This window comes from Paenibacillus radicis (ex Gao et al. 2016) (assembly GCF_014641555.1).
Classification (GTDB): Bacteria; Bacillota; Bacilli; order Paenibacillales; family Paenibacillaceae; genus Pristimantibacillus; species Pristimantibacillus radicis.
This window is the reverse complement of record NZ_BMHY01000010.1, coordinates 115548-132555: the sequence shown is the minus strand read 5'-3', so window position 1 is coordinate 132555 and position 17008 is coordinate 115548. Positions and strand designations below refer to the sequence as shown.

The 17008-nt window shown below is 33.4% G+C and carries 13 protein-coding genes; 12 read left to right on the top strand and 1 reads right to left on the bottom strand.

Features of this window, described 5'->3' with window-relative positions; translation table 11 throughout:
* Positions 1-276 precede the first annotated feature (276 nt).
* The 3 genes from IEX98_RS22100 (at position 277) to IEX98_RS22090 (ending at position 2975) form a co-directional block, all read left to right on the top strand.
* Positions 277-609, top strand: coding sequence for a hypothetical protein (locus IEX98_RS22100; protein WP_188891492.1), 333 nt, complete (start codon positions 277-279; stop codon positions 607-609).
* 205 nt (positions 610-814) lie between these two features.
* Positions 815-1045: a hypothetical protein gene (locus IEX98_RS22095; RefSeq protein ID WP_188891490.1), complete on the top strand. Its 231-nt coding sequence runs from the start codon at positions 815-817 to the stop codon at positions 1043-1045.
* Positions 1046-1232: 187 nt separating this feature from the next.
* Positions 1233-2975, top strand: a complete 1743-nt coding sequence (locus IEX98_RS22090) for a hypothetical protein (RefSeq protein WP_188891488.1) — start codon at positions 1233-1235, stop codon at positions 2973-2975.
* A gap of 470 nt (positions 2976-3445) precedes the next feature.
* Here the strand turns inward: IEX98_RS22090 and IEX98_RS22085 are convergent, their stop codons facing one another.
* Positions 3446-4756 carry a HEPN domain-containing protein gene (locus tag IEX98_RS22085; protein WP_188891486.1) on the bottom strand — a complete coding sequence of 437 codons (1311 nt, stop codon included), beginning with the start codon at positions 4754-4756 and terminating at the stop codon, positions 3446-3448.
* A gap of 231 nt (positions 4757-4987) precedes the next feature.
* Here IEX98_RS22085 and IEX98_RS22080 point away from each other — a divergent pair, with 231 nt between their 5' ends.
* The 9 genes from IEX98_RS22080 to IEX98_RS22040 all read left to right on the top strand — a co-directional run bounded on the left by IEX98_RS22080 (position 4988) and on the right by IEX98_RS22040 (position 16981).
* Positions 4988-5809, top strand: a complete 822-nt coding sequence (locus tag IEX98_RS22080; RefSeq protein ID WP_188891484.1) for a tyrosine-type recombinase/integrase — start codon at positions 4988-4990, stop codon at positions 5807-5809.
* A 126-nt stretch (positions 5810-5935) separates the two neighbouring features.
* Positions 5936-6559 (top strand): hypothetical protein, encoded by a 624-nt coding sequence (locus tag IEX98_RS22075; protein WP_188891481.1) that lies wholly within the window; start codon positions 5936-5938, stop codon positions 6557-6559.
* A complete protein-coding gene (locus IEX98_RS22070; RefSeq protein ID WP_188891479.1) occupies positions 6546-6929 on the top strand; it encodes a toll/interleukin-1 receptor domain-containing protein in 384 nt (127 codons plus the stop codon). Before IEX98_RS22075 ends, IEX98_RS22070 begins: the two co-directional genes overlap by 14 nt.
* Positions 6930-7397: 468 nt before the next feature.
* On the top strand, positions 7398-7595 hold the full coding sequence (locus IEX98_RS22065) for a hypothetical protein (RefSeq protein ID WP_188891477.1): 198 nt from the start codon (positions 7398-7400) through the stop codon (positions 7593-7595).
* A gap of 433 nt (positions 7596-8028) precedes the next feature.
* Positions 8029-8925, top strand: coding sequence for a hypothetical protein (locus IEX98_RS22060; RefSeq protein ID WP_188891475.1), 897 nt, complete (start codon positions 8029-8031; stop codon positions 8923-8925).
* Positions 8922-10046 carry a hypothetical protein gene (locus IEX98_RS22055; protein WP_188891473.1) on the top strand — a complete coding sequence of 375 codons (1125 nt, stop codon included), beginning with the start codon at positions 8922-8924 and terminating at the stop codon, positions 10044-10046. Before IEX98_RS22060 ends, IEX98_RS22055 begins: the two co-directional genes overlap by 4 nt.
* A 168-nt stretch (positions 10047-10214) precedes the next feature.
* Positions 10215-12962, top strand: a complete 2748-nt coding sequence (locus IEX98_RS22050; protein ID WP_188891471.1) for a DEAD/DEAH box helicase — start codon at positions 10215-10217, stop codon at positions 12960-12962.
* Between the two features lie 128 nt (positions 12963-13090).
* A complete protein-coding gene (locus IEX98_RS22045; RefSeq protein ID WP_188891469.1) occupies positions 13091-14023 on the top strand; it encodes a phospholipase D-like domain-containing protein in 933 nt (310 codons plus the stop codon).
* Between the two features lie 654 nt (positions 14024-14677).
* Positions 14678-16981, top strand: coding sequence for a tetratricopeptide repeat protein (locus IEX98_RS22040; protein WP_188891467.1), 2304 nt, complete (start codon positions 14678-14680; stop codon positions 16979-16981).
* Positions 16982-17008: the final 27 nt, after the last annotated feature.

Below are 17008 nucleotides of genomic sequence, written 5' to 3'. Positions count from 1 at the left end.
GCGCTAACACCAATGACTCGTAATACGATCACCGTTTTAAGAACGGTTGGCTTCAAACAAGGTATAAACGATCAGAAAAGTAGACCATCAACCTTGAGAGGGACGGTCTACTTTTTATTTATTTAGGTGAGAAGCAGCAGAAGGAAACATTCGTTCTCTGTTGGACATTGAATTAACATTATATGATACCAGTAAGAAGCTAATGATAACAAATCACAATGTGAAAAATATCATTTATGCAACAATGCAGCGAATGGAAAAGAGGATGGTTATTTCATGGACTGGGATAGAGAGCAACAAAAAATGGCGAAAGCAAAAGAGATACTTGACGAGATGGAAAGACTGTCTTTTGATAAATCAATCTCTGATGAAGAGAAAAAAGCGCGTTGGGAAAGAGTCTACAAGCATGTAGAAGAGTTGCAAGCATTGCGTAATAGCCATTCTGTGACTACAAGAAAAACGGAAGTAGCTACATTGGACACTACAAATGATCGAATAGAAGAGTTGGAGAAGATGGTCGCGGAAAATAAGATAGACTTAGAAATACTTTGGGAAAAGCAAGCAAAAATTGAAAGAGAACTGTTGAGATTAAAAGGCACAGTTTCTTGAAGCTAATGAAGTTGAGAGAGAGGATGTTTACTATGCAGATTACAATTGCTGGTGATTGCCAAATGTATATCTACCTTAAAAACAAATCAATGCATCATCAAGGGAGTTTAGCAGATGTAAAATGCAAATTACTGTGGGACTCGGAAGATAACTTTATCGGGATAAACATTATGAGTCAACGATCTGATATATAGGAACGAGTATTGTGTTGCCAGAGGTAGGAGCAAACGAATTTCCGTTGCACAATGCTACGGTAACGCAGGATGAAGATGATATTGCTATTATCTTTGATCAAGACACAGTAGTTCATAAAGAAGTCGAGGATGAATGTGTCCTTGATCTGTGCGCCGCTGGTATTACAGGTATCGAGCCGATGCCTTTCACACATATCGGAGGTAAGGAAGTCATCAAGCCATTTATCATTAGGGATACATAATAAATATACAATGTCTCCAATCGGATTGAACAATGCTTAAAATGCAAAGGTAGTAATTTTATTGAAGTTGCGCAAGCAACTGAACATAGAGGAACTATAAAGGGCTGGCGCTTTAGGGCATGTGGTCAGGAATATCACTTAATGGAGAGTGCATCGCCGAAATTGAGTTTCAAGGGAGTCGTTACAAATGAAGCATATAGATCATAAACAAACAAGCGAAGACTATGTTGACCTTTATGGTGAAGAATACACATCAAAAATATTAGAATTGGAGAGGACTATTAACACTAGGATAAATAGACCTTTGCATTTTAATGTTTTTGGCTTTGAGGCTGGCTTAGGTAAGAGCAGAGAGACAAATAGAATAATAGATGAAAGCTTTGATGACTGGAACAACACGAATAAGTTTCTAATTGTAAAGCCATTCAAGAAAGATGTGATCGATACAGAGGAATACTTTAAACATTGGAATATGGGTATGAAACCTAATGTTCTAGGGATAACTTCTGAAAATTCTCAAAAATGGGAAGAGAATTGTGAACGTCTACGAGATATTAGAGTAATCATTATAACCCATCAACGATATAAAGATTTATGCTTAAAAGACGAACTGCGAGATGCCTATTCAAAGGATAGGAATGTATTGATTATTGACGAGAAAATCAATTTCCCCATTTTCACGTTCTCGAAAACTGTATACGATGAAGTTAGGAGTATTCTTGGCATATCTATTCAAGGTGATCTTGATAAAGTGTGTGATAAGTTATTACGTGAATTACAAAAAAATTCTATTGAAAAGCACCAAACAAGATGCATCCGCTGTGAACTGAAGATAAATCCACGAACACTTGAAAACTTCATGAAACTGATGGAAGTTAATATGAAATCAATAAGTAATATGCTTCACCGTAAGACTGTCGAAAACTTTATTGAAGGACTGGCACTTTGGTATAGCAATAAGTGTATTTACAATGGCGGTAATATTTCTACCTGTAATCAAAAGCATAGTCTGTGGGGGCTTGAAAACAATATTATTCTCGATGCAGGAGCAATAGTAGATGGCATTTATAGAGTTGACAACAAACGATTCACACTTTTAGGTCAAGAAAGAATTGTTGATCATAGCAAAAGCTTTTTCCACATTGTTGATTTTAATAGTAGTAAGGAAAAAATTAAGCATAACAAAGATGAATATTTTGCAGAGATTAGCGCCAGAATCAAAAGTAACCATAAGATAGATGATAAGACTTTGATTATATGTCATAAAGAAAATGCAAATTCTATACGTTTGGAGTTGCTACAGTCTGGTGTAACCTCTATTGGTGTGGGCGATGATTATTTTAATCAAGAGTACGCAATAAATTGGTTCAATAACTTGGTTGGCAAAAATCTCTATTCTGACTTTACCAAGTGTTGGATTATAGGTACTCCGAATCTATCATATGAAAAGTATCCGATTCAGTACATGCAATATGCTGAGAATGGTATAGGAAAAAGATCGTTAAATATTGTTAAAGGACGATTTGTAAATCCTGAACTTAACCTTGTTCAGGTGGGGTTTATAGCCGCAGAGATATATCAAAGTATAAAACGTATTCAGCGAAATTCCAATCCCAAAGGAGAGTTTTTCCTTGTAAATAGCGACCCTGAGATTATATCTAGCGTATTTAGTCAAATAAAAGGAATGGTACAAAGGAAAGCAATAAAGCTTGATTTTACTAGGAACGGATTTACTACAAAAGAGCCAGATAATGTGGATAAATTCATTGAATATATTACCGCTAAAGAGAAAGGGACTTATGAGAAGAAGCAAATATTGTCCGACATAAAAGTATCTAATTTTTCTCGAATAGCAAAGGACGAAAGAGTTATAGATTTAATCCAAACCAGCAATATACGAATACACAATAAACATGTTGAGGTTTTGTAAGCACATTGCTAATCTGTTCATGTCATCATCCTATATTATTATATAGAGAGCGTGATGACTTTGGTAATTGTTCATGTAAAATACTGATGTTCTATTAAGGTGAATCGAGAGAAGTTAGAGCATAGTTTGATTAAATTCTGTGATTAAAATGGTTAATGGGGGTGCTGAAACCAACTGATTGAGTTGTTTCCGCTGTCGCTACAAAACTCAATCACCTGCCGCACCACCCCCAGAGCGCGCAAGCGCACTCGTCCCCCTCACGGCACATTTTCAACTGTATTGAGTGTCCTACGATGCTCCGCCTGTTATAATTTGCGATGTAGTCCAACTAAAAAAATGACATGAAAAATAGATAACTCATATCGCTGGAGCGATAGGATGATCAGGTGGGTCAGACTTGTGAAACAGTTGATAATTGGATATTTACTAGTTTGCTGCATATAGCGATAGGAAGAACTGGTAATGAAACGTTATATTTCTAAAGGGTTAAAGAACCCCTTCTTATTAATAAAACCAATAATGATTGAAACTTTTGTATGTATACGTAGTTCATCTAGCTTCCTAGTATTGATATGCATCTCAGGGGAGTAATCGTTTATTACTAAAACAAGATGAATTTCACTAAAATTACTAATTAGTTGATACTCTGCTTTTTTGATTGATAATCTTAAATCTGAAAAAATTGATCTGTGTCTCCTAGTTTTCGTAATAACAGCGATTTTCTCTTGAGAATCTGTTGCAAACTCTAAAATGAAATCATAACCTACATCTATTCCATCAGAAGTTGGGATTATAGACTTAACGTTACTTCTAGTTAAATACCAGTCTGCTACTGCTTTCTCAGCTATGAAGCCCATGTATGCCATTGAATTAGGTTTATAGGACAATTTTACTTCTTCTTTTTCCTGCGTTTCCAACTTAATAACGTCCAACTTTTTAATAGAAGTTATAATAATTTTATTTAATTCATTAACCAATCCATTAATTTTTTGAAAGTCTTCTTTGCTAATAAATCTATTGTGGGCAATATTATTTCTAAGTGTGTAGAGTAAATGCCATTTATCCTTTAGTTTTTTGTCGTCGTACTTGATTTTGGAATCAAAATGCTTTTCCCAATTTGATTGGGGAATAAACTTTCTTAAAATAGAAATATCCAGATCCTCAGACTTTCTCATACCTGATAGTAGTCTATTCATCTGTTCAACTGATAAAGTTCTATATTTTTTGAATAATACATCAGAAAGGTGAATAAAGTCGGTCTTGTATAAATCATCAACATATGATTCTTGTTGCTCGTACCGTTGAATTTTTTCTTTGATTTCATCATGTATTTCTTCAGCAGACCAATCCATTCCAACATTGATGAGCATAAATTGTGAGATAAGTTTACGCATTAAATTTTCAGTTTCATTTATTAATGGATATGCTTTTATAGCATATTCTCTTCCAATATCATCCCAAAGTGTATTCACTTTAGTATTATTAGGAGAAATTCTTAATAAGATTTCTTTTAGTTTTGTAATTAAACTTGAGAAGTTGTCCAGATCCTCGGAAGAGATGCTTTCAACTTCTAAATGAAAGTATCGTTCTTTTTTTTCACTGATTTCACCTGTCTTTAATTTATAAATAGCTTTCACTGAGATGTTGTTGCTTTGATATGTAATGTTGCTACCTTCAATAGAAATACTAGAATCGACCTCAAGCAATTTAATAAAAGTAATTGCGCTGTCACAAAATGAGCCTTCTTGTTTAGTCAATATAAGATACTCTACTTTATACATGATTCTCCTCCAAATCAAGAAAATGGTCGTAGGCATTATTATAACATCTATATACATAAAAATAGTATTACTAAAAAATAAAGATGTATTGTCGTAGAATTATTGCGTAGAACTATAATTCTATGCTATAATAAGACGTATATTGAACGGATATTGTACATAAATAGCGGATTAACTAACGGAAAATATTGCGTAGAATTATTTAACGACATTTTAAGGGGTGAAAGGTGTATGTTAGACCAATATCTTATTGAAGGCTTACGGAGCAAATCATCAACAACAATTAAAACTTATGGTCACGCTATCGAGCAATTCGAGAAGTGGCTAGATGGAGCAGGAACGAATCTAAGGGACTACGCAAGATCAGATGTTCAACAGTACATCGATTACTTATCAGCTAAGAAGAAATCAGCATCTACGATCAATAAGTTGTGGAATGCAATAAAGTCGTACTCTAAGTGGGCTGGGAAGAACGATACTATTGAAGACATAGCAATCGTGAAAGTTGCCGATATAAAGAAGCAAGCACCAAAAGCAATGGATAAGCTGGAACGTAATAAGCTGATTAGAGATATTGATCGTACAGGCAATAAAAGAGATTTTGCAATTCTGATGACGTTGCTTATGACTGGTATTAGGGTGTCTGAATTAGTGGCTTTAGATCGCACAGATGTTGATGTAAGCGAGCGTAAAGGCTCGTTGATAGTTAGGTTGGGTAAAGGTAACAAGGAGCGTACACTTCCACTCAACGTTGAAGCAAGAAGGGCTATTGAAAAGTACCTTGATGAACGAATAGATAGCCACCCTGCCCTATTCCTCAGTAATCGACAAGATCGTATCAGCATCAGGAGCGTTCAGCATCTAATGGAGAAGAATGGACACAATGTTCATCAGACACGTCATAGCTTCATTACAGGTCTTGTACGCGCAGGAGAAGATATTAGTGTGATTCAGAGTTTGAGTGGTCATTCAAGTGCGGATATGATTTTAAGGTATTCGATGCCAAGTGAGGACGATAAGCAGAAAGCTGTAGCACACATATACAAGGACTAACCACTCGATAAGAGTGTTTTTTTGTACTCGTATCTAATTAAATTATTGCATGTAAATTAAAAAGAGGAGATACTTGATTCTGTATATAGGGACTACATTGATAAATACTTCTGTAGGGGGATATTTATGAAAGTGCTTGATGATGTGTGGGGAGTAATTTTAATTCTTTATTTAATGTCTGTTATAATAACTGCGGTAGTTTTCTATAAGATTTTCAAACCACAATTGAAGGTTAAGTCAGTTCGTTATAATGCATTTAATGATGCCGCTTTTTTATCATCGGAATTAAGGAGATGGTTGCAAGAGCATTATGACAGCATAACGCCTGTATTATATATATGGCAAAAGAGGGCTTGGAGATACGGGGCTATGCATTATTATATTGTGTTATGGACAACTATAACATCATTGAGTTTACCTTTTACAATTCAATATGTTGCTAATAATGAATATGCGAGATTATTGGTTCAAATCGCGACAGCGTTCTCGGCAATTATGTTTGGACTACATTCCACCTTTAAGATGAAAGAACTATATCAAAGGTATAGACTGCTTGAATCTTCAATTTATATGAATGTACGAAAAATGAAATACGACCCTGATTCTTTTGGTGAGGGTGATGAAAATAAGAGAATAAATTATGCTATAGCTATCGAAAAAATAAGAGAAGATGGACGGAGTATAGAAATTGATAATATACCTAATCCAATTTCTACAGCAAATAAGAGGGATGACGATGGAGAAAAATAATAATAGAGTGTTTGTTAGTTATAGTCATAAAGATAGAAGTTACGCAAATATATTAGTTGATTTATTGAAGAAGGATGGTTTTAATACATGGTATGATGTTGAAAACCTAAATCTTGGTCAAGATTTACATAGACAAATCACAGAAGGATTAAAATCATCTGATTATTATGTTTTACTCGTCTCTGAAAATTCTCAAGAGTCAAATTGGATAAAGTTTGAGAGACAAATAGCAGAGAATCATCTTAATAAAAGTAAGCTTAATGCTATCGATTTGGTACGAAAAGAGTTATCATCATATATTTTCGATATTGACAACAGACACGATGAAAAATTGATGAACGTAATTAATAAATTTATAGAAAAATTATAAATTGATATAATGGCGATCAAATTACATTTACTAATTTTAAAAATATTTAAGTGATATTCTAATCCGTATTAGGTAACACTTATAGACATAGGGGGGGATAGTTTAGATCAAGACCATTATTTTATTACCATAAATTCCCATACACTGTTCTACCACGACAGGCTTTATATTTTGAAGAATCGCCGCACCATAATTAAATAAACATTTATGTATACCTTGACCCATAATTTCGTGTGAAGATGTGTGACAAAGTGTGAAGAAGTAGCACAATTTCTCATAAATAATGCATCAACTAGATAGATGGGGAAATATTTAGAATGCTTGTAGTATATTGAGCTACTACCTCAAGCCCTACGGCATGTAAAGCAGATTGCGAGATTAGTGCTTGAATATAAATAAAAACATTGCTATCATAATAGAGTATGTCTCTAGGTGGGCGAAACCTCTTAATACTAGGGGGAAATCTGGATGGCAGATTTATTAGGCTTTCTAACAAGTATGGTTACTGTTCTTTTTGGTGGATACATCGCTTTATTTTTTTTGAATCGTATCCAATTTAGCATTGAAATACAATACAACAAGAGTTACTCAAAGGAAGTTAAGGGGAAAAATTCAAATGAAGTGCAGGAGGATAGTGCTCTTCAAATGAGGAAAAACAAGATGTAACACAATATAGAGGTCGCCCACCTGCTTTTGCTCATAATGAAGCAGGTGGGCTTTAGGAAAAAATGTTATAAAGGCAAAATAAAGTACCTACGCTCTGTGCATAGGTACTTTATTTTTTACTCTTAATTTTTTTTAGCCTTAAATTGCATAGCACAATGAATGGTCTGGCTTGATCAATGGTTGAATGAAGCTGAATAATGCTAATAGTGTGAAAATAGAATAAGCATATGAATTGAAACGTAAAGGATTAGTTGAAAGAATAGAAAGAAAACAAAATACCATATATAAACATTAATGCATATTTTTGTTGACAAATGAGATGTTGGTATGTTATACTAGTAGTAATAGCGGAATTTCATAAGATATTTTGTAAGCGTTTGCATAAATGTGATATGGGGAAACGGAGATTACACAATAAAGAAGGCATTTAGAAATGGCAAAATCAATAACAACAGAAGAAAAAAATTTACAAAGAGCGAAAGGTTCAATATGGAGAAAGAAGGATGAAGCTTTATGTAGAGAAATTATGGAGAATCAGAGGTTTATGAGTCAGGCTGGAGAACTTTCTCAAGCAGAAACAATGGAGATGTTAGCACTATTGCTTAACTCATGTAGAAACTCATTAGTGCGTGTGAAAAATAGCAGTAAGCCATCATATTATGGTAAACCACATCAATTTACACATAGGCATGAAATGATAAGTGAAATAATTCACATAACTGAGTTTCTTAACGATTGGATGACTCAGTATACAAAGTACAAGCAGAATAGAAGGATGGACAATAGACCATCGTTAGGGAGAATTAATCATGATTTAGGTTATTCACTGGACAATCTTGGAGTTCAAGCATACAGCAGTAACGCTGCACAGAGGGCAGGAGAAAGATTTTCAAAACAATGCATAGCACTTGTAGTAAATAAGGCTGATGATACTGGAATGCTTTTCGAATCACCAAGTTCCACTAATGCCATAGCGAGAATTAATGAAGTAATGGAGTTGGATATTACAAGGAGTATGCTGAAAGGGAATCTCGATAATGGACTGACTCGTATGGACAAAGATTATTCAGTTTTTCTTGTCAGCCGCGATAGGCTACTCGAAGCACCAAAAGTCGTTGATGTGGGCGTAACAATGCACAACATTATTGATGACGCAAGCGTGAGGCTAGTTGCTTTGCCTGGAATTTCGGAAGTTGGATGCAGTAAGGTACGATTGCAAGTTGATGATATAGGCATTATCTATGCGGATTTTGTGGAGGAAGTAGAAGTGGAAAATGAAAAATACAAAGAATTAAAAATTATAGAAATGAAAGAAGCGATCAAATCATGAGTTTATGTTTTAGCTATTTTGATGATGATAAGATTTTTGTAGCGTCAGATAGTCGTGTATCCATAACAGTTAATGGAAAACATTACTTTGTAACAGACAAGTATAAGAAAATTAGAAAAATAGGTGATAAAGTGATCTTTTTCAGCGGTGATGTGGAGCTTGCAGAGCGGATGTTCAATAGAATTAATGAGAAGAGTTCATTGAAATCTATTGAACACAATGTACAGAAGACATTTACTGAAACGAAGAAGAAACAACCTAAAGATGATACTGGATTTGTAATCAAGATATTGATGATGAAACTAGGCAAGCCAGCATATTACTTTATTAATAGTGAGGATTTGTTACTTACAAAGCAAGACAGCAGTAAAGGTAAAATCTATGCTATGGGGGCAAATCAGGAAGAAGCCTTGGCATACTGTCTTGAGATTAAAGGACAGTATGAAGGTATTGAAGAAGCGATTTTGAAATCGTATGAGTATGTAGCGGATGAAGCTATAGGTGGTACTTTGCACTGCTTCATTATTTCAAAAGATGGGATAATGGAAGGACAAGCTGTGATAAACGATAGTAGACCACTGAGAACTTATGAAGGAAGAGCATTTCCTTATCATTGCGATCTGAGAGGAAACTTAATTGCAACAAATGTGAATCTTAGTGGTAACATGAACATGACAGGTGGAAGTATCAGTTGGGCAAATGTAGGAAAGCCAACATACAGTGCGAGTGAAGTTGGGGCATTGGCTTCAAGTTCGCCAAAGCTGACAAATATTACTTCTACTGGTGTATACACTGGAGAGATTACCGCTGATCAGATAAGAGCAGGGAAAATTACAGCCAGCCAGATTGATACGACAAATCTATCCGTTGCAAGACTATATCAAAATGGCTCTCCTAATAATTATGTAGTATTAGGTGGACAGTATGGTGATTTGGAGTTGTATTATCAGGGAAGTAATTATTTTACTGTATATAACGATATTGATAGTGTTACTCTTAAACATAGAGACAGAGGGCATTTAAGACTTTCTAGTGTCAGCGGTAAGGCGCACCCCTTGGGTGGATGGGATTTTAGTGGTGCAACAGTTACAGGTCTGAATACGGTCTCGGTGTTTGGGTAATATAATATATGAAGATAAAAAGACAGTCACTTCGACTGTCTTTTTATCTTCATATATTATATTACGACAAATTATGGTACTATTTAACTGGTGACAAATAACTATTTTTTGATTTATTTGGTTTTTTATTTTGGAAGAGGATTTCATAAAAAAACAACGAGGTGTCTTATGGAAATTAGAAAATTGTTAAATTTAGATTTTCCAGCGGATATTATAAATATGTGGGAAAATGCTGGTTTATGCAATTTAACCCCAATTCAAGAGGAAGCGGTTAATAAAGGTTTGTTTAGTGGGAACAATTTGGTAATAGCTGCCCCTACTTCTTCTGGGAAAACTTTCATAGGTGAAATGGCTGCTATTCAATATTCATATTCGAATAAAAAAACTATCTATTTAGTACCATTTAAAGCTATAGCAGATGAAAAATATGAAGATTTCAGAGAAAAATATCACGATCTAGGGTTTAATATTCGAATTTCTGATGGAGATCATAGGGATGATGATGATGATATTCGAGTTGGCAACTATCATATAGCAGTAATGACTTATGAGAAACTATCGGGAATGCTAATAGCCAGTCCTAGTATGTTAAATAACTGTGATTGTGTTATTGTCGATGAGGTACAAATGATGAGCGACCCACAACGAGGGGGGAATTTGGAACTTTTATTGACTAAAATGAAAGAGTCTAATAAAAGAACCCAAATTATAGCTTTAAGTGCAGTACTAAGTTCGCTAAATGGTTTTGATAAATGGCTTGGAGCCGAAGTAATACAAGTAGATAAACGACCTGTGGAATTAAGGCAGGGAGTATTATTTACAAATGGGAAATTTGAATATAAAGAATGGAATACATCATTAATTGGTGAAGAGCAAATAAATGCTACTAACTTATATGGCTTAATTGAATATTTATTGGACAAGGGCGAACAAATAATAATTATCAAGAACTCAGTCCCATCAACACAACAATTAGCCCAAGATTTGGCGCGCTACTTTTCGAGGATGCCAGCAGCATCAAAAGTAATTGGTCAACTTAGAGACGAACCTGAAACTGAAATACGTGATGAATTATTAGAAACACTCAGAAATTCTATTGCATTCCACAATTCTGACTGCGATCTTAACGAGCGTAGATTGGTTGAAGCAGGTTTTAAAGAAAAACATATCAAGATATTAGTATCAACTACTACTCTATCAATGGGGGTCAATCTTCCATGTAAGACTGTAATACTTGCAGACCATCAGAAATGGGATGCAACAAGTACGCCCCCTACGCTTGTAAATTGGAGTGTAGGTGAGGTGAGAAATATATTTGGTCGTGCGGGTCGTTATGGAATAGAAAACGATTTTGGTAGGGGGATTTTTTTAGTCAAAAATGCAGTAGAACGTGAATTTATTAAAAGAACATATTTGAATGCTCCTTTAGAGGAATTTACATCAGCATTTGAAGGCAAGGATATTAGCTTAAGGGTGTTAGATGTAGTAGCATCAGGATATGGAGATAGTGTTGAAAATATTACTGATTTTATATTTAAAAGTTATGCGGCTCTTTCTTGGAATAATGATATTGCAAAGCAACAGATTGTAGATCACATAAATAAAGGAATAGATATTTGTCTAACATATGGATTGTTTGAGCAGTCTGCACATATTAAAATCACTATAACTGAATTGGGAAAAATATGTGCTTCCATGGGTTGTTCTATAGAATCATTTTCTTTATTAGTAGAACATATACAAACACTTAGTCAACTGAATGATCTTGAACTTATATTTCTATTGTCAAAAACTGAGGAAGTAAATGGGAAATTCTATAGGATAAGATGGGATAATGTAGAGCTTAAACAAAAAATACAAGTTCGACTTGTAGAAGAACATTCCAAAGGTGAAATGACAGGATTTTATCTATCAGAGTATGAGAGACACGCAAATATTGGAAGACCGTTAACCAAATCATTGTGTGCATCATTTTCAATGGTTTTGTTAGTCAAAGAGATACTTTATAGCGAGAATAGTCTAGCTACCATAAAAAAAGGTTTTGGATTTACATCAGCTAGCATTAGAAGCGTTTCACTTAATTTGAGTTGGATGCTAGATGTAGTTTATCAAATATCTAACGTGATAAAACCAGAATTTTCAAATGAAATAGAACGACTTAATAAGTGTGTTTCAAATAGATCGACACTAGGAAGTCATTTCCTAAATATCCTTTCTAAGGATTTAACACGAGAAGAGAAAATAAGATTAGTTGAATCTGGTGTAGTGGCTTTGGATGACTTTTTGGAGAAAGACCCCTCAGAATTTAAAGGTATAATAAACCCTACTAAAGTCGATAAGATTATCAAAGCTATCAACGATAAAAGAGATAGAAATTCGCAATTTTGGGAAAAAGATCATATCAGAAGAATTGAAAAATTAGGCTTCGATTCATCTCTAATTAAAAGTTTATATAATGTTCCAGGTCTTGAATTTGAGCATAAACTATGCGAATTGTTTAACATAGATTTCATTAATGGTACAGTGGATAGAATTGCACAGCAAAGCAATGGCGAACCTGATCTTTTAATGATTTTAGATAATGGACATAAGTATACTATTCAAGTAACGGCAAAATTAGACAAGACTAAGCATATTGATTCAAAAAAGGCAGGGGATGTTATATCACAATCAGCACGGTTAGACCCAGATGGTTATGTATGCTTAGGTAGACCTGATTTCCAAGAGTTGGCTATTGACCAAGCGATCCATTTGGGTAAGAAACACAATTTCAAATTAGTTCCTTTGTATGCTTTAATCGAGTTGTTTGTTCGAGTAAAAGAAGGAGAACTTAGTTCTGAGTGTGTCACAAATTTTTTAATTGAATCTAAGGGTTATTTAAATATTTCGATGATTAATAAGCATTTCAAAGGATGATTTTGGCGAATAGCATTGCATATGCAAATTCGGAGTATTTTAAACAAGCTTCTTAAAATAAAAGTCGCATACAATTAGGAATTGTTGTTCGACAACGATTAGTGTGAGTAAGGGAGGGAGTATTCAAAATGGAGACGGAAGTTTATGTTCATTTTGATAATATTGAAGAAGTCATAATACGTGAACTGAAAAAAACTAAAGAGAGTATAAAGTTGGCTGTTGCTTGGATTAATATTCCTATTTATCTTGAAACATTCAATAACTTGCTTGAAAAAAAGGTGGAAATAGAATTAGTAATATCTGATGATATTATGAATAAACGGTATTCATCGCTTTTAGGCAAATTACAAGAGAAAGGTGCAATAGTTAAGCTTTTAAAGATGCCTTTTGAAAGGAACTATATGCACCATAAATTTTGTATTATAGATAATAAAATAATCCTAACTGGCTCTTATAACTGGACTTCAAATGCGAAGAAAAATTTTGAAAACTTAATGGTAGTAATAGATGAAATAGCAGTAAGAAAATTTAATGATGAATTTAAATTACTTATGAAAAGTGAACGCAAATTACTTAAAGAATTAATTAATACTGAAAAGTGTGAAGAAAAAAAATGCAAGGGTACACTGTGTAACGTACTTGTGTTTGAAGATGTAAATCATAAATATGGGCATTTAAATGTGAGTATAGTATCAGTATGTTCAGAAGACTACGAAAGTCACTCATCGGTTATAAAAAGTGATATAGAAACAGATAATTTAATTTATCAAATCAATGATATATTAGATTATTACAATGACAATGAAGAACAAATATCTGATCTGTATTCAATTTCCCGTATGAATGATATGTGTGACTATAGAATAAAAAAATGCCTTGACAATCATCTGGATGATGTGAAGAAATACAAGGGAGTTACTATACATGGTATTGGTTTTGTTGAACAAGAGCCTTTTGGAACGGAAGGTGACTCCTCCGAAATTACCACTATAAAATGGAAAAATAAATTTGTCGCATCTTTTATACCAGATAAATATCATTGTGATTTGTCAAGTGTATAAAAGATGGAGTAGTTTCTATATTCTAATTTTATAGTAGTAATGTATCAAACTTTAACTGTGGTTTTTCATGTGAAATAATAAGCGAGAAGCACTCGTATTCAGTTGGGGTTATTTCCTCTTCTGTTCGTGAGTGCTTTATTGCTTATATAAGGAGTTGGTAGAATATGAAAAAGTGTATACAAGTGAAATCAAACGAGCAGTTTCAATGCTGTGTAATGAATCAAATTGAGGTAGATGTTTGGTTTCAAGAGGAATATGAGCTGACCGCACGAATTATAGAGTTTAATAGCGAAGTAATAAAATTTTCGGGGGGTTATTTTATTAGAGAGAATATCGAAATTTATGTCCACGGAAATTTGTTTCGGGTTTTGAATAAAATCTAAAGTAAAAAGAGAAGAAGAAGTAGAAAAAGTCAACGCCTTTATTAGCATTGGCTTTTTTATTTATATGCCCTAAATACAAAGATAAACATACTCGAGATAGGACATTAGTTATGTTGTCAACATTTGTTGATTTTAAGGGTGGGCATGTCATGATTCGTATAGACGTAGTAATATTTTACTATGGAAAATTTTAGGAAATAGTAAAGTTTTCAATATAAATTGTTTACATAACTGTAATGCTATTTTAGGAAGAAAGGGAGTTCGTGGTTTTATGGAAGAAAGAATCCAACAGGCAGTTTTATTATTAGAAGAGAAAAAATATAATGATGCTGAAAAGTTGCTTTTCCAATTGAGGAAAGAAGACTACAAAAATGAAAAAATTAATTTCTACTTAGGAGTATTATTTTCTACTTACGATAATCCTGATAATTCAAAGGAGAAAGCAAAAAGATTTTTTCAGGATGTTGTCAACGGGGAGTATGTTTACGAGTATGCATTTATTTACTTGGCAAAATTCGAGGGCAATAAAAATCAGTCTTTGAGGTTAATAAAAAAAGGACTGGAGGTATTTCCAGACAGCCATGAACTTATTGAGATGCTACTTGTACGCAGCCCTGATGAGGAAAAAGAGAACATATTTCAAGATGCAATAAAAAAAGATATTTGTTCTAATGATATATATAATTATATGTTTAGTTACTACTACGGATATAAAAAATATCAGGAAGCATATGAAATAGCTAAAAAGATGAAAAGTTTAAGTAAGAACAATACATTGTTAATTGAATTAGCAAAGGGGTTCTGTTTTTATAGAATGAATGAGTTCTCAAAGGCAAAGAGTAGCTTTAATTTAATAATAAATGAAGACGTAAATAGAGAACTTAGTTATTTTCCTCTTATTGGAGCTATACTATGTAATCTAAAGCAAGAAGAACTTGAGATAGCATTTGAGATGTTTGATGAAATTCCATTTGATAGTTCAATTTCAGCAGAGTTATTTTCATATCCCCAGCTGGTATTTTCATTTGATACGGAGCTATTAGAGTTTTTTAAAGAGCTACAGTCGAGAACTAAAAAAACAGGTAGTTTAGCAAAAATTAAAGGTTTACGAGGATTGTATCTTTCAAATTTTAATGATAAAAGAGCTGTTAAAGACCTTGAATATGCGAACAAATACTTACCGAATAATTTGATTTATATTGAGGCACTTAAAAGCATTGCGGAGTCGAATGTTAGGAATAGAGATGCATTTAATTATGGTCTGTCACTTATAAAGCACACTTATATTGAAAATGAAGAGTATTTAGAGAGCGAGTATTTTTGGCATTTCATAAAAAATTCAGATCTTGAAGATGTACTGGAAATGAAAAAAGAATTGATTAGTTTTATTACGGCTGATTCTTTTAATGTAGAAGTTTACTCTGGGAAAATTTGTGAATTTCTTATAGAAAAGTTGTATTCCCTGAAAAGATATGAAGAAATTATAGAAATATACAATCACTTTAATTTGCAGGAAATGAAAGGTGATTTTTTGTTTGAAGTGGCATACTCATTCTCCATAAAAGGTGATATAAATTTGGCAAAAGAAACTTATGAGTTACATCAAAAAAAGAAGGGGGAGTCAAATGCCACTTTGAACAACCTAGGAGTAATTTATCGTAAACAAAATAATCTATACAAAGCACAGGAGATGTTTAGGAAGGCGGTATCCTTAAATGCTGATGATAAAACAGCATTAAATAATCTTGAGGTTGTAACAAAATTAATTGTTGAACAGCAACAAGAAGAAGAAGAATTGTATAAAGCAGCTTCAACTTTTAACTTAGAGAATGCGTGGTTAAAGGGCAAATTAATAGCTTTTTCAAATCAAAGAAATAAAGAAGGCTTAATCATCTGTCCTTATAGTCAGTTGCCACGCTTATTAAGCGTAACGGAAATAAGAGCTAATGAACTAATTAAAACATTCTTAGAGAAAAAATACGTGTTTAAGGTAACCAATCATAACTTAGGTACAAATAGTTCTGTTTATAGGATAAATTCAAAAATAATTGACATGATAGAAGATTTATTGACGAAAAATCAAAGAGAAATTGAATTAATCAGTATTGCTGAGAACTTTAATATAGAACAATACTCCAACATTGGATTTGACGAAAGATTACTGAAATATCTGAATAAAGTAAGTTCCCCTGATCTGAAAAGTATGTTAGAAAGAGATATAAATGAAAACGTAACTGCCTTAATTACTAAGTCTTATAAAACTGCTTTAATAATGAGTGGTAGTATAGTTGAAGCGGTTCTTTTAGATCACCTAACTTCTAAAAATATAGCCTCGCATACTTTGGAAAATGGAAAAGCAAAGAAAGTAAATCAAATGGACTTAAATGAATTACTTTATGTTGCTAACAAAGAAGGGTACATTGAGCCTCAACTATATCATCTTGCTCATGCCATAAGAGGTTTTAGAAACTTAATCCATCCAGGTGTTGAAAAAAGGAAGGCATCTATTGTTGTGAATGAAGATAATGCAATTTTAGCATGGGGCATTGTAAAAAAAGTAATTCAAGAAATTTAGAGTAGATACTAAACATAATACAAACAA